The following is an 18,973-nucleotide window of genomic DNA, read 5'->3' on the forward strand; positions in this document are numbered from 1 at the left end:
TTAGATAATTTTTCTAACGCACTTTTTTTCCTTATAAACGCTGCAAAGCTCAAAATATATGACTTTTATGCTATTCAATTTAGTTGCACATACAATTTTGATGAAAAGATAATGATGCGTTGTAAACTGGTTCTTTTTAAATCTTAAGTTATTAGATAATTATTAAAAAATTTACTAACCATATAGAACTCATAAAATTATATTACATACAATTTTAACATTGATTTCATATAATGCTAATGATAAAATATGTACAAATTCTATATTACCTGAAAATGACACTATGTTATTGAAAAAATCATGAAAGGCTATTAAAGAAAAAAATCTTATAGAAAACTTATTAATAAAAGAGACATTAATCTAAATTATTAAATTTATGGAGGTAAAATTATGAAAGTATATGTTTTAGACATAGGTTGGTTAGAGTGTGATAAAAATAGTATGGTTGCTATGTCAGTTACCGCAACGAAAAGCAATAAAAGTCCAAAATGTGAGTGGATAAAAATTCCTGTAATGGCGATACTTATAGATCATCCAGATGGGAAAATTCTATATGATGTAGGCTGTAACCCAAAAGCAATGGAAGGCTATTGGCCGGAATGGTTAAGAGAAGCATTTCCATTTTACAAAACTGATGAACAAGACTTACAAAAACAATTGGCATTATGTGATACTAAACCAGAAGATATTAAGACAGTTATTCTTTCTCATATGCATGTAGATCATGCAGGATATTTAGATCTGTTTAAACATGCAGATGTATATGTTCCTAAAGCAGATTATGAACATGCACTAACTCTCGTCCATTTATGTCCTGATTCCGCAAAGCATGGCGTTTATATAAAAGAAGATTTAGAAGTTCCTGTTAAGCAGTTCCATTTGGTTGAGGAAGATTTTTATATCGCAGATGGTATTGAAATAATTTCGCTGCCTGGGCATGCTCCAGGAGTTCTTGGAATAGTTGTTCATTTGGAGAGAGAAGGAACAATCATTTTTCCACAAGATTGCATTTATACAAGTGAAAATTATGGTCCTCCAGCTAAAGCCTCTGGTATAGTATTTGATAGCATCGCGTTCTTCAATTCAATTGAGAAAGTTAGAAAACTTCAAAAGAAATATAACGCTAAAGTTATGTATGCTCATGATATGGAATTCTTCAAAACACTAAAGCACGCTCCTGAGTATTATGAATAAAATAATAAATATTATATAATCTAAAGATTTGGTAAGTGGTATTTAAAAGCTCCAAAAGGCATCGCTGCGAGTAAATCTAAGGCTGTTGCAAAATTTTGCAACAGCCATTTTTTAATCTTCTTGAACAACTGGTTTTAAAGCTGATCTTAACATCGAAATTGCTGTATATAAAACTACAACTAGGGGTACAGGTAGTAACGGAACCAAAAACGGCTATAAGCGTGTAAAAAAATGGATTTTAAATTTAAATACCTATTTCACCACTGATAAAAAATATCTGGTAATGGCTTATAAATAATTAATGAGCCATTACCAGATATTTTTTTAATGCTGTTCATTAAAGTATACTTTTTTAAACAGTATATAGAGAGTTCAATATATTTATTTTTTGTGTTTTTGAACATTCAAATTAAATTATTGGTACTTTCAAACGCTTGCTGTACACACGTTAGGCTTAATCATAACCATATATTTACACGCTTATAGCCGATTACTGTTCCATTACTACCTATACCCCTTGTTAGAACTACAAAAAGCTCAACAGGAGCAATTAAGCCAAGACCAATTGAAACATAATACAGATATACAAGAATATCAAAACAAATATAAATTGCTATTAGAAGAACTGGAGAAGAAAAAAACAACTCCAAGAGCTAAGAAAGAAGCACAGCGGTAAAAAGCAAAAAAATATCTTCAGAAGGAGTTTGATTATTTTAATATGAAAATAATAACTTGTCTAAAGAAGACCAATTATCACTAGATAATGCAAAACCTTCATTGGCAATTGAAGGTTTGATTGTTACCGAAGCAGAAACGAGACTTTTAGAAGATTATCTTAAAGGAATAATTACCGAAGCTGACGTTTTTAAAATCATAAACAGTAAACTCTAAATAAAGGTTAAAAAAGACCAGTAAATATAAATTTACTGGTCTTTTTTTCTAATGCTATAATTTCCATGAATTATTTAATGTATTTTATACCATAATTAGATACAAAATACATCCTTTATTAAAGTGTTTCACTGTTTGCATTTACTGGTTCTGTTAGAAAAAAATCAATTAAATTTCTAAACATTAATTTTTTTAAACACCCTAACATACTAATTATAAATGATTCATTTACTGGTTCCTTGTAATCTGGTCTGTTTGCCCAATTTAGAATATTTTTTATTTTACTACAATATTCCTCAAAATCAGGTGTTTTTTCTTCATATAATTTATTATTATAAATCTTGGTTATATCTATTATTTTACGAACTTCAAATTCATTTAATCGCTTAGACATAGCCCAATCCCAAAATTGAAATTTTTCAGTATCTAACACATAATCCCTCATAAGATTTATGTAGTATTCTATTCGTTCAACTTTTTCTTCTGGACTTTCTTTAAATAAATTATTTTCATGCATACTACTACACCTACCTTCAATACGTTTTTGATATTAAAGATAATTCTATAAAGAAGTGTAAACTCCTTTTATTATTTTCACTAAAAAAAAGTATATTCTTTAAAATGCTAAAAAAGTAAATACATTGCCAATAGTTCTTGCTATAGCCGATTACTGTTCCATTACTACCTATACCCCTATTACTTTATAATTAGCATTCTACAATCTTGTGCTTGTACAACTTTAAATCCTGTATTTTTATATAGCTTTAGTGCTTTTTCATTACTTGCTAATGCATTTAAATTAACGCCTCCTGCATTTTGTTCTAAACCTCTGTTCACTGTAAATTCAATTATTTTTTTACCGTAACCTTTTCCCTGGTGTTTTATATTAACAAATAATAAATCTATCTCAGCGTTTTTAACCATTGAGCCCCCAACCATCTCATTGTTCTCAAAAAATAGATAAATGTATTCTTTTTCTTCAAGCGTATATTTTCTATTATTTTGAAGTGCCTCTTTGCTTGCACTTAAATACCAGTTATATGGTTTAATGTTATTTTCTTTTCTTAATACTGAAAATGCCTCACTTTCAAGTCCCATTTTATCATCGTAATATTTATCTTCATACTTTACTACAGAAAGATTAGGTTCGCTCAATTTAGGTCCCTTATACGTAAAACGATACACAGAACTTCGATATTCAAATCCAATTTCATCAAATAACTGTTTCCAATTTAAATTATCTTTCACATAAAAAGTTTCAATGGTATTTATAGACTTTTCTTTAAAAATTTTTTTAGCCTCTTCCCAGAGCTTTAAACCAATAGTTTTTATTAGTTCATTAGTTACAGCTCCCATTTCAACACAACAATAGCCACCACTTATCATTAAATGAATAAATCCTTGAATGCCTTTATCATCATATACCAAAATTTTAGATGCCGTCTTTAAATTTTCAATTTCTTCTGGCATTGCCTTGTATTCTAGTGTATATATCCTAACAATTTCATCAATATCAGCTTGTTTATAATCTCTAATCATATTAATTCCCCTTTATTTTTTATTACTGTAAAAATCTTCACTATTTCAGACCTTTATAGTATAATTCCACCATTAATCCTGATTTGAGTATTTATTTTGCGCAAAGTAAAAGCCGCAAGAAAGTGCAACTCCCCTACAGCTAAAAATCTTCCTTTTTAATTCTATTACAGTTATAAACTAAAGGATGAAATTTCTACTCTATAAGTGGTTTACTTATATTTGCCAATGCTAAAAAGAGGTACACAAAATAAACCTAATAAATCAGGCTGATTAAACTCCTTAAAGGTTAATTTTCTTAATGAAAATTAATAGCAAATAATTGTTTTCATCTTATAGAATTCTCCTTTCATATTAAGTTTTTATCAATTGTTAATATCTTTACAAAATACATTATATTACTAAATTATCATAAATTCAACAAAAATATTGTCTTTAAAGCTTAATGGAAATTAGCATCAGTTTTGAGTTTACACAGAACTCGAAACTGATGCTAATTAAGTTGCTTATATGTTCCAATTATAGGAATTTTTTCTTCAAAAGATTTGTTCTCTCTGGTTGTGTATTTTATTGTACATTCAAAAGAATAATTAAAATCAGGTAATACATTACTCATATGAGGTGAATAAGAAGATGAATTACCATAAATGAGTACATTATTATTACTAGGTTGTATGTATTCCGTTTTGCTATTTAATAAATATTTTTTTTCCTTAGTACCGTTTATTAGGACAAATTCTATTTTAACTTCTTTGATATTTTTCATATCTTTAAGATATTTAACTTCCCCTAATTCAAAAGATTCGCTGTTTATATCTTTCAGATAAATCCCGTCTACTATTTCCCAATTTTCATTCTTTCCATTAATATTATATATGATTTGCTTTTTGGTATTCACTATAGTCTGATCTGATGTTTTAAGGTTATTTAAGTCAATAATATGTACAGATACACAAGATGCAATAACTACTGCTATAAATATTATAATATATCTAGGTTTCATAGTTAAACCGCCTTTTTTCTATATTACATTATTTTTTTAGAAAATGCATTAATAAATTTCCCACACAATATATTTATTATGTAAATAGTTGGGATGGATATTCTGTGGGATTTACACCGTTATTGAATAAGGATGAAATTCAGTTATTAGCTGGACAAACTTACTCCCTGCTCTAAATTAAAATATTTTATTAAGGTGCAGTAACAAACATCTTTTATATAGTCTTAGTAGCAGTCAGTAAACTTGGGATATGGAAACGATTCGTGTAAAAAACTGTAATAGACAACCTAAGATTTACAATACAATTATAGTTACAAATACTAGCCTTTCATTACTTATTATTTAGGATCAACGGTACCTATAGTACTATATGTTTTAAATAGTGAACCAACTCTATCCTTTAGATCAAAGTATCCTGAACCCATCATTATTGTTGGTTTAACTTTTAGAGCATTTGGTTTTCCGTTTTCCAGGCAGTCTTCATTCGCATATACGGCAACAATCTCTCCAATAAACATCGTAAAATCAAATATAGGAATGGTTTGTATTACCTTACAAAGATAATTTACAGGACATTCTTTTATCATTGGTGCATTTCCTGCTTCATCATAAAACGAATCAAAAACATTTGATTTATCTTCTTTATTACCAGAGACGCATCCACAAAAATCAGTATTATCAATAGATTCAGAGGATGGTATGTTTACACTAAAGAATCCACTTTCCACTACACCTGAAGTTGTATAGTGGGAATTTTTCAATGAAATATACAATACAGGCTTCTCACTTACAACACCGTATGCACCAAGTGTGGCATAGTTTGGCTTTCCATTAACCATCGCTCCTGCTAAAACTGTAATAAATGGTCCAAAAGGGATATTTGCTATTTTTTTCTTTATCATATTCTTTCTCCAATTCAATTATGTATTTGTTGCAACAATAATAATTATACAGAAAAATCAAAAAAAGTATAGACTAAATGCACCACAAGGGAATCTTCTGATTAAAGTTTTTCAAGCATTCAGCCAATTTGAGAGAGAACTCATAGTTCAGAGGACGAAAATGTGGTCGGCCAAAAGTTAAAGATAAAAATATTGAAAATGCATTGAATCTATATAATTCAAAAGAATACAGCATAAGTGAAATTGTAGCAATGTCTAGAATAAGCCAGGCAACATTATGTAGATATATATGAAAATCTAAAACTACAATAATAACCTTACTTTATATATTCAGTAACTAAATCAGTAAAAAGAATACCTTCTAAATGGTCTATTTCATGGCAAAAACATTTTGCTAAATCTCCTGTACCACTCACTATAATATCCTCACCATTTTCATTCAATGCTTGTACCGTTACATTTGCAGGTCTTTTTAACTTTCCCAATGTATTTGGAATACTTAAACAGCCCTCCACAACTTCCTGAATACCTTCCTGCTTAATTATCCTTGGATTAACTAATTTTATAAGTCCTTGCCCCATATCTATTACAACTAACCTCTTTAGTATGCCTACTTGCGGAGACGCTAACCCTCCACCTTTTGAATGATACATAGTATCCGCCATATCAGTTAGAATTCGCCTTATTTTATCGTCTACTACTTCAACTACTCTGCTCTTTTTTCTTAATATTTCATCATCAAAAAGTCTAATTTGTCTTAATGCCATTTAAACTACCCCCCTACTTTGTTGTGCTCTCGATTTTCTTTCACTTTCTTCAAAAAGAAAAATTTCCTCTATGGAGCTGTGGAATGTTTTACAAATATCATAAGCTAACCATATAGACGGCTCAAATTTTTCAGTTTCAATGGAGTTAATTGCTTGTCTTGATACCCCTACAAGTTCTCCTAATTGTTCTTGAGTTAATCCAAAAGATTCACGAAATTGTTTTATTCTATTTTTCATTAATTACCACCTCGGTAAGGTTAACCTTACATTGTAAATATAGCATTACTTTATTTTTGTGTCAAGTTAACCTTACATAATATAGAATAAATAAAATTTCAATCTAAATTAATAATCCTCGTATTTTACAGTTTCACCGTAACTTATGAAGAGTGTGTCTTAAATAGGTTTTGCATACTCATCATTATTCTAACGCAATGATAATAGTAAAAAAGCTACAATGAATACCATAATAGGGGTTTTGTGTTGGAATTATTTTATGTCAAAAAACTATAGATAAATAATCAAAAATTAGGTAGAATGGTAGTTACTAGAGGTTACAAAATGTATATAGAAGATGATTTTATGAGAGATAACAAATATGACTACATATTATAAAAACTTGAAGTTATAGGTAATACATATTAAAATTAAAACAGATAAAATTACAATAAACAAATTAAAATTACAATTATTTACCAATAGAGGGTAATCACCTAAGGTGATGATTAATAGATATAATGCAGCACTCCTTATTTGGGTTACAAAAAAATTGGAGGGCTTTTTTTATGCTGGCAGAAAAAAGACACATTGATGACTTAAGTGATTTTATAAGAAAATTAGCTATAGTACCAATAAAGGAAGATTTTCAAAATAGTTTGGTATCATGAAACATTCCGATAAGATTATGGGTGTAACCTAGGTTATCTAGAGGAGGTATTATTATGTTATATAAAGATTTAGAACAACGATGGAAGCTTAGTATTAGTGGTAGTATGACTACTACGCTAAAAGGAATCTCCGAGGATGAGGATTTTGATTCTGTTTTTGACTCCTGGTATAGGAATAAATTTCAAAAGGCAGAAGGAAAGCTGCAGTTTGTTAAGAGAATTACTGATGAAAGATTTGATGTAGATGAGGATCTCTTAGAGGATATTAAAAAGGTGTTTAAAGAGAGGTACCTTAAAAAAATAGATAAGTTAAAGGGTAATGCAGCGGAGAGGGTTAAAAAGCAGAAGGTGGAACCAGTTACGGATAAACAGATGAAGTATGCGAGGAAGCTTTATAAAAAGGTTTATGGCGAAGCAAAGGGCTTTGATGATAAAGCTTATAGTAAGCATGAGATGGTTTTAATAATTGGGGATTTGGTGATTTGGTGGAAAGATTAAATAATATGGAGCAAGAGAAACGCTTTGAATGCGCAGTTATGGAGTTGAGTAATTTTAGAAAATAATATAGAGGTGCTTTTTCTAATAGTTTAGAAGAATATAAGTGAAAAAGCACGATAATAATAGAATATAGATGTTAAGTTACCTATATGAACAGATATGAATGGATATAAGCAAAAATAAAGGTGTAATTTATTTACTTTTTGCGTATACTAATATTAATAGAACCCACCACGCCTCTTTACAATGCGCACCAGGTGGGACATTTTATTTGTGGATGATATAATGGAAAGTGATAATATAATTTGTAACAAAACTCCTACAACTTTTGAAGAACAGTTAAAGATGTTGAGAAAAAGAAATCTTATTATTGATGATGAAAATAGAGCAATTGATATACTAAGCAGAGTTAATTATTATAGGTTAAGTGCTTATATGTTAATATTTAAGTCAGATGGTATGTTTTTTTATGATACTACACTAGAAGACATCTACGATACTTATTGCATATCATATAGCACATAAATATGGATCTTACTAAAAAAAGACTCCCTATAGGGAGTTGTAAAAGGTCATGAGCATAGCGAATTTTATTGAACAACAGCATGCATTATCAATAAATTCTTGGGTTTTCATAATAACCAACCTCCAATGAAAATTCAGTATAGTACTGATAAATTCATTATAACGTTAGATATGTTAATATACGTTTGAGTTTAGGCGCTAGTGCCTATCGGAAATGCTACTGAGTGCTAATTAAAGCCTGAAGCCACCCTGTGGTAGTTTAATATATCAATTCCTACTGTAATTAATGAAAAAGAGTAAGTTTAACAACTGATTTTTTCTATGGTTAACAACGCAACATGGTGGCTCATTTTTGAGGATACATATGGCTCAACATAGAGCGGATTGATGGCTCAAATCCAACGAAATATTTAGTCTTTTGAATGATATTTTACAGAGGGGCGATTTAAAATTGAAAGTCTTTATTATTATTTTGATGATATATATGCTATTCTTTATAACACCTGTTATACTATATCTCAAGTTAAAAGATAACGTAAACCCGATAGAATTTTTAAAATTGAACAATAGTATTAAAGAGGGAATTTTCATTAGCATCTTATTTGTAATTGTTCTAATAATAAAAAGAATTATATTCGGAGGAGGACTTATTAATCTAAATATAGGAATATTATGGATAAGTGGTTCGTTGGTTGGAATATTTGAAGAAATACCATTTAGAGGTTTTGTGTTTCAAAAACTTTTAAATCATATGAATTTTATATTAGCTAATTTATTAACAACCGTATTATTTGTATTAATACATATACCAATTTGGATATTAAGTGATGTAAACATTGTAAGCTCTATTAAAAGTGTTTTTATCGTTAGTCTTATCTTGGGTTATTTATTTCATGAATACACGTCTTTGTGGGTTCCAATCATATGTCATTCCGTTTTTAATATATGCATTTGGATAGGACTAACATAATTAAATAATAAAAATTTAAAACTTAACATTTGCATAATTCCTATAAGGTTTTTTGAAAATAATATATGCTAATGGAGTAAGCAGAATGGACTCTTCTATTATAGAAGTAGTAATTAAATTTATATATATAGAATTTCCTATTAATAAACTTATCAAAGCAAAAACTAAAACTACACTAATAGCTCTGGTTTTTAATTTTTTTCTATAGTTTTCACTTATAAGGGGGCGTTCTTCTGTATCTGCTGGAGCATACAAGATAACTAAAATAAGACTTATTATATACATTGTTACTATAATGATTTTATTTAATGAGAAATTTATACTTATAAAAACATTTCCTAAAAATACAACATAATTTATTATAATACAATTTAAGCTAGTGTTTGCATGCACCCCACAAGCAAAAGATCTAAATATACCAAAAACTATAAAAGCAACTAAGGTATATATAAATATTTCGAGAAAATATGCAGTGAAAAATAAAATAATAATTTTAAAAAGATTCATTATTATAACTTGAAATCCATATTGGATTTTTTCAATCTCCTCTTCTGATTTTTCTGTATTGTTTGTTATAAATTTAATAAATGTTTTAGTTATCTTTTCAGTAATATTCATTCGTTAATCTCCTTGTTTTGTATTTCGAATCAATATAAAAGTATTCTAAGACTAAAATTATATGCTTTACGACTAAATTTACATGTTTTATGAAATTTCATATAAATAAACTATTTTACTGTGGTATATTAAATATATGAAAATTTAAATAATTTTTACAAAGGAGTATATAATGAGAAAAAAATGTGGAATTAAAAAATTTTTAGCACTACTATTTTGTACAATCACTATGTCAGTAGCTGCAGTTTCGACTTCACTGTGTCCGTTTTGGATGTTCAATGAATGTAAAATGCCTAAGTCACTATACAAGATTGACTAATTATACTTGTTACTATTATTAATAATTATAAATTCTTGACAAAATGTTAAATTCTGAATTTTGGTATTTAACAGTACATTAGTATATTTTTCCTTAATAATAGTTTTAACAAATTTTAAACCTATTCCTCTATTGAAACCTTTAGTTGAAAAATTCTTTTCATATATTTTGTGAATAGATGGAGTACTCTCATTACAAGAATTATTTATAATAAGTGAAGTACTCTTTTCATCTTTAAATATTAAGAAGTTAATAAATTTATTATCACATAATTCGGTTGCTTCAATTGCATTGTCAAGCAATATTCCTACAATTCTACATATATCAATTAAATTTATTGATAGTTCATTTATATCATCAATAATTTCAATCTTTACTTTAATATTTTTTGATTGAGCATTAATAATTTTAGAAGAGATGATTGCCTTTAATGGATCAATTTTTATGTGCTGAAGCAACATGAAACATATGTCTTTTTCTAAAATTTTTTTACTTTCTGGTACTAAATTATTTTCATAAAAAATTTTTAAACCCTCAATATTATCTGATTTAATGTATTCATCCATAATTTGAAGTATGTTAATATAGTCATGTTTAAAATTTCGTAAGTCATTAGAAACATATTCTAACATACTTGTGTATTCCTTAAGTTTAGACAATTCCTCATCTCTAAATTTTACTTCCAAACTTGCGTTTGTATTTTCATTGTTTAATTTTGTAAGTATGATTATTATAGCTGAAAAAAATAATATAAAAAATAGATTTAGCGCAACATTAATTTTCCCAAAAGACTTAAATGAATCTTTTAAAAAATTTGAATATAAGTATATAGAAATTAAAGCTATTAATAAGCAACCGGCAAAAATCAAAATATTTTTCGACTTAATTTGAATGAAATTACTAAAATATTTTTTTTTAAAAGATATTTCTACAACTTTGCTTATAACATAAGATATTAATAAAATACTTAAAGAGGTTATTACCTTAGCTTTAGGATTGTTTAAAATTTCAGAATAATTTAATTTTATGACAAAAACTAAAAAGAACCCTGTTATAGCATCACTTAAAACAAAAATTAATTGCGTAAAAGCAGAAAAAATTATAGTGTAATATAATTTTTTCGAGATTATATATAAATATATTAGTATTACGATAGTAATACTAGGGCTTAATAAATAATTTTGTTTATTTACATACAATAAAAAACTAATTATAAAAATAATAGTATTAAATATCAGAATATTTTTAATAGATATTTTAATAATACTAATAGTAGTCATTATGATACTTATATTTACTGTTAAAATGAGCATATACGTTATATTTAAAATTAATCTAGGCATTTTTTAATCAGTCCCTTTATATACATTATAGAAACAAAACAAGTTTCATCATTTACAAAATGTAGAATATGATTACGTTTATCAATTGAACTTATATTAGCTATGTTTACCAAATAAGATTTATGAGACTTATAAAAATATGAATTTAAATTAATCTCTAGATCTCTCAATTTTCCATAAAACTCAAATTCTCCATTAAGTGTATGAAGCCTCAATTTATGAGCTATATTTGTTGTTTCAAAAAATAAGATATCACATAAAAAGAACTTATTTATTCTATTTCCTAAATTTATCGTTATAGTATCTTCTTTTTCAATATTATTTTTGTCGTAATCCTTACAAGCTTCTAGTAAACATTCATTAATTTTATTCTTAATATTTTTAAAATCACTTTTTAAAATATAATCTAAAGCTTGTACTTTATATTTAAAAGTTAAAAGAGAAAGCTCAGAATGGGATGTAACAAAAACAATATATCCATTTGAATCATACCTTCTTATAATCTTTGCAAGTTCTATTCCTGATATCTGATCTTTTAAATCTACATCTAGAAAATAAATAAAACTTCTCTCTTTATTGCTTTTTACATAAGCAATAACTTCGTCATATTTTTTTGTTGATAATTCTATTTCTAAATCAATTTCCAAATTAATTAATTCGTCCTTTATAATGCTTTCAATTTGTTTTCTTTGATGTTCATTATCTTCACAAAGTATAATACCAAGCATTGTGCACCCCCTAAATTCACATTAATACAAGTATTACATATTATAACATAATTTTGCGAATTATGCATTTTTGTTGATTAATTCGGGTACATACGACATACACGTAAAAACCAGCCACATCATGGGGTAATTTACATAATCACGTTAACCATTAAAATTAAACCATTATTAAAGCTATTTCAAATACTATATGTTCAATTAGAAATATTTCAAAACTTCTTTCTTATAGTTTCGAAACAAAAAAATGGCTATTTAATGTTCTTTCATAAAATATACTTTGTGAAATATATGGGGTCTCGCCACATAGCCATCAAGCTAAGAAAATTCTATAAAAATAAAGACCCCCATTTGTAAAAATGTTATTATTTGAAAGATAATAAAAACACATCAACGGGGGTAATTTACAAATGATAGAAGAAAACTTAAAATTGGATAAAGATATAAAACTTTTTGCAGCTGAACTTAAAAGTTGTTTTTCAAAAGTGGAGCTTGAAGCAATAGCAAGAGAAACAGGTTTTGTGAAAAGAAAAGGTAAAATTCGCGCATGGGAATTCGGTTGCTTATACTGCTTTATAGATGCAGAGGTTGCGAATAATACACTTGTTACCCTATGTACAAAACTTAATGCCGAAATAGGAATAGTTATTTCTAATCAAGCATTAGATCACCGTTTAAATGGAAAATGCGTGGAATTTTTAAAGAAAATTTTTGAGAATCTGTTGCGCCAAACAATATCAAATAATACTTGTATACCAAGTGTATGGCATGAACATTTCAAACGAATAAGAATACTTGATTCTACTGCTTTTCAAGTACCAGAAAGCCATAAAGATATTTACCCTGGATCTTACGGCTGTTCTCAAGCTTCAGGTGTAAAAATACAACTAGAATATGAATTGAAATCTGGAAATCTGCTTGACATTCTTGTTCTAGTTTTGTATTATTGTATTAAGCACTTGTTACAATATTGCTAAACAAGAACAGGGGGATGCGTTTGAAATTTGAATTTAATCCTAATATACCAATTTATCTTCAGATCATTGAAGAAATAAAAAGACAAATTATTTTTGGAGAGAGGAAACCAGGGAGTAAGATAGAAAGTGTAAGAGATTTAGCTCAGACCATGGGAGTCAACCCAAATACAATGCAAAGAGCATTTGCATCGCTTGAAAGTGAGAAGCTTAGTTATACTGAAAGAACCTCAGGTAGATTTATAACCATTGATAGTGAATTAATCAAAAAAATCAAAGATGAATTAATCCAAAAGAAAATTTCAGAGTTTGTTGAGCTTATGAAAAAATCTGGTTTTCACAAGTCTGATATATTAAGACTAATTGAAGAGTTTATGGAGGAAAGTAACTATGAGTAATTTAGTTGAAATAATTAATTTAACAAAAAAATATGAAGGGAAAATAATATTGGATAATATTTCACTCATAATTCCAGAAGGTAGAATAGTGGGTCTCCTTGGAGCAAATGGAACTGGCAAAACTACAATAATAAAAATTATAACAGGTGCTATTAAGAATTATTCTGGGAAAGTTCTAATTGACAACCATAGACCTGGGATATATACAAGATCAATTGTGTCATATTTGCCAGACAAGACTTATTTAAGTTCATGGATGAAGGTTAAGGATACAGTGAGTTTACTTACAGATTTTTATATGGATTTTGATAAAAATAAAGCTTTGGAGCTATTAAAATTACTTAACATAGATATTGATCAAAATGTTACAAAGCTCTCAAAGGGCACCTATGAAAAGGTTCAGCTCATCCTTGTAATGTCACGGCGTGCAAAACTTTATGTGCTCGATGAACCTTTGGATGGTGTGGATTCGGCTAGTCGTGACACAATAATTGATACCATACTTACTAATTATAATGAAAAAAGTTCAGTTATTATATCTACTCAGCTTATCCAAGATATTGAAAGCTCTTTTGATGACGTTATTATTATTAAGGATAGTAAGATTTTAGTTAATGATGAAGTAGATAATGTTCGAGCTAAATTTGGGAAATCCATAGATAATATTTGTAGGGAGGCTTTTAAATGTTGCTGAAGCTTTTAAAGTATGACATTAAGTCAAGTTATCTTAAGATTGTTATGTCATTTTTAGCTTATATTGCAATTGCATCTGCATTGATGATATTTTTCAGAAATCACGAAAAAGTTAATACAGTTGTGTTAACTTTTGGAATTATAGCCTTATGTGTAATAACATTTCTAATAATATTCCAACGATATAATGAAAATTTTTATCATAATGAGGGATATTTTATGTTCACGATTCCCGTAGATGGTAGAATGCTTTTAGCTTCAAAGCTTATTTCTGCATTTATTTGGATTTTAGCATTAGTATTAATTATAGTTTTTTGGATTACAATACTTGTATTTTATTATGGTGAATCAGGTTATATTAACGATACTTATAAGTTTATTGAAATAAATAAGACATATGCAATAATCCTTGGAATTAATTACTTGGTAAACATAATTCAATTTGTATTAGTAATATATTTTTCTATATCCGTTTCAAAGTTGCCAATTTGGCGAAGGTTTAGCTTAATGGCTGGATTAGTAATATCTTTTGTGCTAGGAATTTTGAATTTACTTTCTTCATTTCTCTTTAGGAAGGTAGCCCACCACACAAATACAATAACAGTCATTAATAATTTAATTGAACAAGTTTTGATAAATAAGTTATTGGTTCAATGTCTTTTTGAATTATTTATACTAGTTGTGTTATTCTTTGCAACCGCATACTTGCTTGATAATAGGACAAGTCTAAAATGATTTTTTTATATAACTAAAACACTAATTTTAGGGGGTTATATTATGCTTAATGAGGTATTAAAAATCGAAAAACTAAAAAAAGTAATTGGTAAACGTACAATAGTTTCAGATATTTCCATTGAACTAAAAAAAGGCGAAATATTCGGGTTTCTAGGGCCTAATGGAGCGGGTAAATCCACTACTATTAAGATGATTGTGGGACTATCCAAAATTACTGAGGGGAATATATATGTGGGAGGATGCTCAGTGAAAAAGGATTTTAAAGGAGCAATGCGTAACATTGGGTGCATAGTTGAAAATCCGGATATGTATAATTATATGTCTGGACTCGATAATCTTAAAATATTTGCTAAAATATATAAAGGTGTAAATGAGATGCGAATCAACGAAGTAGTGAAAATTGTGGATCTTGAGAAGGCAATAAATGATAAGGTAAAAACTTATTCCCTAGGTATGAAACAACGTTTAGGTATTGCCCAGGCACTACTACATAGTCCAAAACTTCTTATACTTGATGAGCCTACAAATGGTCTTGACCCAGCTGGAATTAAAGATCTGCGTGAGCTACTTCGAAATCTTTCATCAGAAACTGCTCTTACGGTGCTTGTATCTAGTCATATATTAGGTGAAATGCAGCAGATGTGCGACCGTGTTGGTATAATTAATAAAGGCAAAATTATAACGGTAAAATCCGTTGAAGAACTTCTTAACATGTCACAGAAGGATAATACTACTGTTTTGGTATTAGAATCTAATAATAATGAGAAGGCAGCTTCGCTTCTAACAAGCCTTAATATAAATAATAGCATCTTGGAATGCGGAGTACATATTGAAACAACCAAGGATCGTATTCCAGAAGTAGTTACAACATTAACTTATGCTGGTATAGCTATTTTCGGTATGGATAAACAAGAAACTCAATCACTTGAAGATGTATTTATGAAGCTTACAGGGGAGGGGAAATAATATGGGTAGTTTTTTTACACTTGTTTCAATAGAAAATACAAAGTTATGGAAAAGACTTTCTACAAAAGTAATGTTAATCATAATGATTGCAATTATAATATTAGCAACGGGTATTTTTAAATATACCGAATCTCAAAAGGAGTCAAACACTACTAATATTTCTGAAAATTGGAAACAACTCTTTCAGAAAGATATTATTTTAAAAAAAGCTAAGATAAAACAAATTGAGAATGGAACAGATAAAATGTCAAAAGCACTTATAGGATCATTTAAAAAGAGTATAGCTGAAGGGGAATACAGAATTAATAACAATATCAAACCAGAATTAAAAGGAAATATTTGGACAAGAGTCATAGAAGTGAATCAAAATGCTTCTTATAATTTAATTATTGCGCTTTTGTTAATAATAGCATGTTCAGCTTTAGTTGCGGGTGAGTTTTCAGAGGGTACAATGAAAATGATGATATCACGTCCTTATAAACGATTTGAGATTCTTACTGCAAAACTAATAGTCATAATGCTTTATGGTCTTCTACTTCTTGTAACAACATTTTTGTTAAACTTTATAATACTGGGTATACTTTGTGGCTTTGATGGCATAGGCGCTAAGGAAATGATGTGGACAGGTAGCAGAATAATATATATTCCAACTATATTAAAAACAATTATTTTTTTCGGTCTTGATTTTCTTCAGGTAATTGTATATGTAATAATGGCTTTTACAATTTCAGCAATATCTCGTTCTCGTTCAATTGCAACCGGCTTTTCTTTATTCTTACTTTTAGTTGTTAGGCAGCTTATTCAAACATTTGCTATTCTTATCAGTTGGGGTAAATATCTTCCATTTGGATTGTCTGATTTCACTAGTGTTGTTAATACAGGATTATGCGTTGAGGGTACAACACTTGCTTTTGCTATTAGTATATCGGCTATATATTCTGTGATATTCTGTTTTGCAGGTTATTTAGTTTTTGAAAAACGCGATATTTAAACATAAGTATTTTAGTGATTAGGAAAGAGAAGGTCAGCCATTTTATGGCTGACCTTCTCAGACTGTTGACAAACATAACATGTAAAACATCCCAATTTTTAATTGGGATGTTGATCCTTATATCGATAGATTAGATGTGTAAATAAAAAAAATCGATTTTAGTACAAAATATGTTGGTGCCGATGCTGGTTATGCTACAAATCTTATATGTAAAGAATTGTTTGAAAGAGAGCTAAAATCCGTAATGGGATAACGTAGGTCTCCACATACAAAAGGAATGTACACAAAAAATATATTTCAATATGTTAAAGAACAGGACATATACGTATGCCCTGACTTAAGGGCTTTGCATTATAAAACGACAACAGGAGATGGATATAAAGAATATGTTGGTAATGCAAAAGATTGCGAGAAATGCCCAAATAAAGCTCAATGTTTTTCTGAAATAGTAAGTTTAAAACTATTAGAAGACATATTTGGGAAACGTACAAAGAAGATGTTGTAAAGTTTACCAAAACTGATAAAGGTAGAAATATATATAGAAGACGAAAAGAGACTATAGAGCGAAGCTTTGCAGATTCAAAACAACTGCATGGGCTTCGCTATTGCCATATGCGTGGACTAGGAAATGTGCAAGAGCAGTGCCTGCTTACAGCAGCAGTGCAAAACATAAAGAAGATAGCTAGACTGCTATTTTCCATGTTTTTTAATTTTCTAACTAAGAATTTAGGGGTTATTTCTAATTTTTCCATAACTCAGAATGCTATCGCATGATTGAAGGTAAAAAAACCTGAGAAGGTCAGCCATTTTATGGCTGACCTTCTCTTATGGTTAAATAATGACGTTTGATGACTTTAGTGTTGAATCATGTATTTTTATGGGATACAATTCAATCAAATAATGGTTTAAAAGTAATAAATACCATAATAATAAAATATATATTTGCATATGACATGGTTAAAACCATTGGAAAAAGGATACTGAAATTAGACAAGCAGCTTCATTTTTAAGTAAGAATAAAAAAAATATAAATATAAATAAAGAAGTTCGTTTAAGCAAAGGAGTGAGAATTGTGAACAATTTTAAGGTTACATCAATTATATCCGATACTAGCTAGTTTATTGCAAAGTGCAAAGCAATATTAAGAAATTAATAACATAATCATTTTTAAAGAGTGATTTTTACTAAAGATTAAAACTTAGTAAAAATACATATCTACGTTAAAGGATTATTACAATTATATTTATTATTCTACTTTGCATTTGATGACAGCTATGTTGGTATAGGATTTAGTTGAAAGACTAATAAAAAAAGGGAGATGGGTATATATGTCAATAATTAAAAATCCACTTTTAAGAAATGCCAAAAATTATAATGAGGATTTAGCATCCGGTAATTTATTGAAAGAAATTACGGACAATCAGTTAGAAACAATTAGTGGTGGTACTAATGACTGGGTTTCAAAACAAGCAGCAAATATTGCAGGGTTAGGTACTAATTATGGTAGAGTTTGTACAGTCTCAGCAGAGTGTGATTTCACTAATCTTTGTGCTGGTACAAAATAATAATTAATATTATTTTGGTTATTATGAATTGCTTAAAGAGTAGTAGTAAACATTTGTTGGACAATCCAATACGTGCTTAATAGACTAAGTAAGCATACCTAGGGTAAAGCATTAATACAACTGTATTTGGTATAGGATCTAGTCGAAAGACTAATAAAAAAAGGGAGATGGGTATACATGTCAATAATTAAAAATCCACTTTTAAGAAATGCCAAAAATTATAATGAGGATTTAGCATCCGGTAATTTATTGAAAGAAATTACGGACAATCAGTTAGAAACAATTAGTGGTGGTACTAATGACTGGGTTTCAAAACAAGCAGCAAATATTGCAGGGTTAGGTACTAATTATGGTAGAGTTTGTACAGTCTCAGCAGAGTGTGATTTCACTAATCTTTGTGCTGGTACAAAATAATAATTAATATTATTTTGGTTATTATGAATTGCTTAAAGAGTAGTAGTAAACATTTGTTG

The 18,973-nt window shown here is 28.5% G+C and carries 26 protein-coding genes and 1 pseudogene; 18 read left to right on the forward strand and 9 right to left on the reverse strand.

Annotated features, from left to right (window positions below; genetic code table 11):
• Window positions 1-390 precede the first annotated feature (390 nt).
• From G9F71_RS24730 to G9F71_RS24740, 3 genes are all read left to right on the forward strand, one after another.
• Window positions 391-1,194: an N-acyl homoserine lactonase family protein gene (locus tag G9F71_RS24730; protein WP_164952189.1), complete on the forward strand. Its 804-nt coding sequence runs from the start codon at window positions 391-393 to the stop codon at window positions 1,192-1,194.
• Between the two features lie 517 nt (window positions 1,195-1,711).
• Complete coding sequence (locus tag G9F71_RS24735) at window positions 1,712-1,870, forward strand: hypothetical protein (RefSeq protein ID WP_207712089.1); 159 nt, start codon at window positions 1,712-1,714, stop codon at window positions 1,868-1,870.
• A 56-nt stretch (window positions 1,871-1,926) separates the two neighbouring features.
• Window positions 1,927-2,085: a hypothetical protein gene (locus tag G9F71_RS24740; protein WP_164952188.1), complete on the forward strand. Its 159-nt coding sequence runs from the start codon at window positions 1,927-1,929 to the stop codon at window positions 2,083-2,085.
• A gap of 118 nt (window positions 2,086-2,203) precedes the next feature.
• Here the strand turns inward: G9F71_RS24740 and G9F71_RS24745 are convergent, their stop codons facing one another.
• The 4 genes from G9F71_RS24745 to G9F71_RS24760 form a co-directional block, all read right to left on the reverse strand.
• A complete protein-coding gene (locus G9F71_RS24745; protein ID WP_164952187.1) occupies window positions 2,204-2,602 on the reverse strand; it encodes a DUF1878 family protein in 399 nt (132 codons plus the stop codon).
• 179 nt (window positions 2,603-2,781) lie between these two features.
• Window positions 2,782-3,624 (reverse strand): GNAT family N-acetyltransferase, encoded by an 843-nt coding sequence (locus G9F71_RS24750; RefSeq protein WP_164952186.1) that lies wholly within the window; start codon window positions 3,622-3,624, stop codon window positions 2,782-2,784.
• 490 nt (window positions 3,625-4,114) lie between these two features.
• The gene (locus G9F71_RS24755) at window positions 4,115-4,624 is read right to left on the reverse strand and encodes a hypothetical protein (protein ID WP_164952185.1); all 510 of its coding nucleotides are present in this window, start codon (window positions 4,622-4,624) and stop codon (window positions 4,115-4,117) included.
• 338 nt (window positions 4,625-4,962) lie between these two features.
• Window positions 4,963-5,526 (reverse strand): flavin reductase family protein, encoded by a 564-nt coding sequence (locus tag G9F71_RS24760; RefSeq protein ID WP_164952204.1) that lies wholly within the window; start codon window positions 5,524-5,526, stop codon window positions 4,963-4,965.
• 46 nt (window positions 5,527-5,572) lie between these two features.
• Between G9F71_RS24760 and G9F71_RS27670 the strand changes: the two genes are divergently transcribed.
• The gene (locus tag G9F71_RS27670; RefSeq protein ID WP_224626906.1) at window positions 5,573-5,707 is read left to right on the forward strand and encodes a recombinase family protein; all 135 of its coding nucleotides are present in this window, start codon (window positions 5,573-5,575) and stop codon (window positions 5,705-5,707) included.
• Between the two features lie 22 nt (window positions 5,708-5,729).
• Complete coding sequence (locus tag G9F71_RS27800; RefSeq protein WP_202882662.1) at window positions 5,730-5,819, forward strand: hypothetical protein; 90 nt, start codon at window positions 5,730-5,732, stop codon at window positions 5,817-5,819.
• Between the two features lie 24 nt (window positions 5,820-5,843).
• Here the strand turns inward: G9F71_RS27800 and def are convergent, their stop codons facing one another.
• Window positions 5,844-6,293: a peptide deformylase gene (gene def, locus G9F71_RS24770; RefSeq protein WP_164952184.1), complete on the reverse strand. Its 450-nt coding sequence runs from the start codon at window positions 6,291-6,293 to the stop codon at window positions 5,844-5,846.
• Window positions 6,294-6,530, reverse strand: coding sequence for a helix-turn-helix transcriptional regulator (locus tag G9F71_RS24775; RefSeq protein ID WP_164947493.1), 237 nt, complete (start codon window positions 6,528-6,530; stop codon window positions 6,294-6,296).
• A 704-nt stretch (window positions 6,531-7,234) separates the two neighbouring features.
• Here G9F71_RS24775 and G9F71_RS24780 point away from each other — a divergent pair.
• The 3 genes from G9F71_RS24780 (at window position 7,235) to G9F71_RS24790 (ending at window position 9,173) form a co-directional block, all read left to right on the forward strand.
• The gene (locus G9F71_RS24780) at window positions 7,235-7,678 is read left to right on the forward strand and encodes a hypothetical protein (protein WP_164952183.1); all 444 of its coding nucleotides are present in this window, start codon (window positions 7,235-7,237) and stop codon (window positions 7,676-7,678) included.
• Window positions 7,679-7,951: 273 nt separating this feature from the next.
• A complete protein-coding gene (locus tag G9F71_RS24785) occupies window positions 7,952-8,203 on the forward strand; it encodes an Abi family protein (RefSeq protein WP_164952182.1) in 252 nt (83 codons plus the stop codon).
• A 559-nt stretch (window positions 8,204-8,762) separates the two neighbouring features.
• On the forward strand, window positions 8,763-9,173 hold the full coding sequence (locus G9F71_RS24790; protein ID WP_224626855.1) for a CPBP family intramembrane glutamic endopeptidase: 411 nt from the start codon (window positions 8,763-8,765) through the stop codon (window positions 9,171-9,173).
• 15 nt (window positions 9,174-9,188) lie between these two features.
• On the opposite strand, the gene G9F71_RS24795 is transcribed toward G9F71_RS24790, so the two are convergent.
• Complete coding sequence (locus G9F71_RS24795; RefSeq protein WP_164952181.1) at window positions 9,189-9,791, reverse strand: accessory gene regulator B family protein; 603 nt, start codon at window positions 9,789-9,791, stop codon at window positions 9,189-9,191.
• A 172-nt stretch (window positions 9,792-9,963) separates the two neighbouring features.
• On the opposite strand from G9F71_RS24795, the gene G9F71_RS24800 reads away from it, so the two are divergent.
• Window positions 9,964-10,110: a cyclic lactone autoinducer peptide gene (locus tag G9F71_RS24800; RefSeq protein WP_164952170.1), complete on the forward strand. Its 147-nt coding sequence runs from the start codon at window positions 9,964-9,966 to the stop codon at window positions 10,108-10,110.
• Here G9F71_RS24800 and G9F71_RS24805 read toward each other — a convergent pair.
• Both G9F71_RS24805 and G9F71_RS24810 read right to left on the reverse strand, forming a co-directional pair.
• Complete coding sequence (locus G9F71_RS24805) at window positions 10,107-11,453, reverse strand: GHKL domain-containing protein (protein ID WP_224626858.1); 1,347 nt, start codon at window positions 11,451-11,453, stop codon at window positions 10,107-10,109. The two genes, G9F71_RS24800 and G9F71_RS24805, sit on opposite strands and share 4 nt — an antisense overlap.
• Entirely contained in the window at window positions 11,441-12,181 is a 741-nt protein-coding gene (locus tag G9F71_RS24810) for a LytR/AlgR family response regulator transcription factor (RefSeq protein ID WP_164952179.1), read from the reverse strand. Before G9F71_RS24810 ends, G9F71_RS24805 begins: the two co-directional genes overlap by 13 nt.
• Before the next feature lie 407 nt (window positions 12,182-12,588).
• Between G9F71_RS24810 and G9F71_RS24815 the strand changes: the two genes are divergently transcribed.
• From G9F71_RS24815 to G9F71_RS24860, 9 genes and pseudogenes are all read left to right on the forward strand, one after another.
• Window positions 12,589-13,155 carry a transposase gene (locus tag G9F71_RS24815; protein ID WP_164952178.1) on the forward strand — a complete coding sequence of 189 codons (567 nt, stop codon included), beginning with the start codon at window positions 12,589-12,591 and terminating at the stop codon, window positions 13,153-13,155.
• 20 nt (window positions 13,156-13,175) lie between these two features.
• Window positions 13,176-13,550, forward strand: coding sequence for a GntR family transcriptional regulator (locus G9F71_RS24820; RefSeq protein WP_164952177.1), 375 nt, complete (start codon window positions 13,176-13,178; stop codon window positions 13,548-13,550).
• Entirely contained in the window at window positions 13,543-14,244 is a 702-nt protein-coding gene (locus G9F71_RS24825; protein WP_164952176.1) for an ATP-binding cassette domain-containing protein, read from the forward strand. The genes G9F71_RS24820 and G9F71_RS24825 overlap by 8 nt, the downstream gene beginning before the upstream one ends.
• Entirely contained in the window at window positions 14,235-14,978 is a 744-nt protein-coding gene (locus tag G9F71_RS24830) for a hypothetical protein (protein WP_164952175.1), read from the forward strand. Before G9F71_RS24825 ends, G9F71_RS24830 begins: the two co-directional genes overlap by 10 nt.
• Before the next feature lie 42 nt (window positions 14,979-15,020).
• Window positions 15,021-15,944, forward strand: a complete 924-nt coding sequence (locus G9F71_RS24835; RefSeq protein WP_164952174.1) for an ABC transporter ATP-binding protein — start codon at window positions 15,021-15,023, stop codon at window positions 15,942-15,944.
• A gap of 1 nt (window position 15,945) precedes the next feature.
• Window positions 15,946-16,935 carry an ABC transporter permease gene (locus G9F71_RS24840; RefSeq protein ID WP_164952173.1) on the forward strand — a complete coding sequence of 330 codons (990 nt, stop codon included), beginning with the start codon at window positions 15,946-15,948 and terminating at the stop codon, window positions 16,933-16,935.
• Between the two features lie 106 nt (window positions 16,936-17,041).
• Window positions 17,042-17,709: pseudogene (locus tag G9F71_RS27805) on the forward strand (transposase); the annotation flags it as partial.
• A 554-nt stretch (window positions 17,710-18,263) separates the two neighbouring features.
• Complete coding sequence (locus G9F71_RS24855) at window positions 18,264-18,500, forward strand: plantaricin C family lantibiotic (RefSeq protein ID WP_164952171.1); 237 nt, start codon at window positions 18,264-18,266, stop codon at window positions 18,498-18,500.
• Window positions 18,501-18,677: 177 nt separating this feature from the next.
• A complete protein-coding gene (locus G9F71_RS24860) occupies window positions 18,678-18,914 on the forward strand; it encodes a plantaricin C family lantibiotic (RefSeq protein ID WP_164952171.1) in 237 nt (78 codons plus the stop codon).
• Window positions 18,915-18,973 lie beyond the last annotated feature (59 nt).

The organism is Clostridium sp. FP2, from assembly GCF_011065955.2.
GTDB classification, from domain to species: Bacteria; Bacillota; Clostridia; order Clostridiales; family Clostridiaceae; genus Clostridium_AD; species Clostridium_AD tagluense.

Coding starts and splice junctions, on each gene's coding strand:
- G9F71_RS24730 (WP_164952189.1), top strand. CDS start 391: ATGAAAGTATATGTTTTAGACATAGGTTGGTTAGAGTGTGATAAAAAT.
- G9F71_RS24745 (WP_164952187.1), bottom strand. CDS start 2,602: ATGCATGAAAATAATTTATTTAAAGAAAGTCCAGAAGAAAAAGTTGAA.
- G9F71_RS24750 (WP_164952186.1), bottom strand. CDS start 3,624: ATGATTAGAGATTATAAACAAGCTGATATTGATGAAATTGTTAGGATA.
- G9F71_RS24755 (WP_164952185.1), bottom strand. CDS start 4,624: ATGAAACCTAGATATATTATAATATTTATAGCAGTAGTTATTGCATCT.
- G9F71_RS24760 (WP_164952204.1), bottom strand. CDS start 5,526: ATGATAAAGAAAAAAATAGCAAATATCCCTTTTGGACCATTTATTACA.
- def (WP_164952184.1), bottom strand. CDS start 6,293: ATGGCATTAAGACAAATTAGACTTTTTGATGATGAAATATTAAGAAAA.
- G9F71_RS24775 (WP_164947493.1), bottom strand. CDS start 6,530: ATGAAAAATAGAATAAAACAATTTCGTGAATCTTTTGGATTAACTCAA.
- G9F71_RS24780 (WP_164952183.1), top strand. CDS start 7,235: ATGTTATATAAAGATTTAGAACAACGATGGAAGCTTAGTATTAGTGGT.
- G9F71_RS24795 (WP_164952181.1), bottom strand. CDS start 9,791: ATGAATATTACTGAAAAGATAACTAAAACATTTATTAAATTTATAACA.
- G9F71_RS24800 (WP_164952170.1), top strand. CDS start 9,964: ATGAGAAAAAAATGTGGAATTAAAAAATTTTTAGCACTACTATTTTGT.
- G9F71_RS24805 (WP_224626858.1), bottom strand. CDS start 11,453: ATGCCTAGATTAATTTTAAATATAACGTATATGCTCATTTTAACAGTA.
- G9F71_RS24810 (WP_164952179.1), bottom strand. CDS start 12,181: ATGCTTGGTATTATACTTTGTGAAGATAATGAACATCAAAGAAAACAA.
- G9F71_RS24815 (WP_164952178.1), top strand. CDS start 12,589: ATGATAGAAGAAAACTTAAAATTGGATAAAGATATAAAACTTTTTGCA.
- G9F71_RS24825 (WP_164952176.1), top strand. CDS start 13,543: ATGAGTAATTTAGTTGAAATAATTAATTTAACAAAAAAATATGAAGGG.
- G9F71_RS24830 (WP_164952175.1), top strand. CDS start 14,235: ATGTTGCTGAAGCTTTTAAAGTATGACATTAAGTCAAGTTATCTTAAG.
- G9F71_RS24835 (WP_164952174.1), top strand. CDS start 15,021: ATGCTTAATGAGGTATTAAAAATCGAAAAACTAAAAAAAGTAATTGGT.
- G9F71_RS24840 (WP_164952173.1), top strand. CDS start 15,946: ATGGGTAGTTTTTTTACACTTGTTTCAATAGAAAATACAAAGTTATGG.
- G9F71_RS24855 (WP_164952171.1), top strand. CDS start 18,264: ATGTCAATAATTAAAAATCCACTTTTAAGAAATGCCAAAAATTATAAT.
- G9F71_RS24860 (WP_164952171.1), top strand. CDS start 18,678: ATGTCAATAATTAAAAATCCACTTTTAAGAAATGCCAAAAATTATAAT.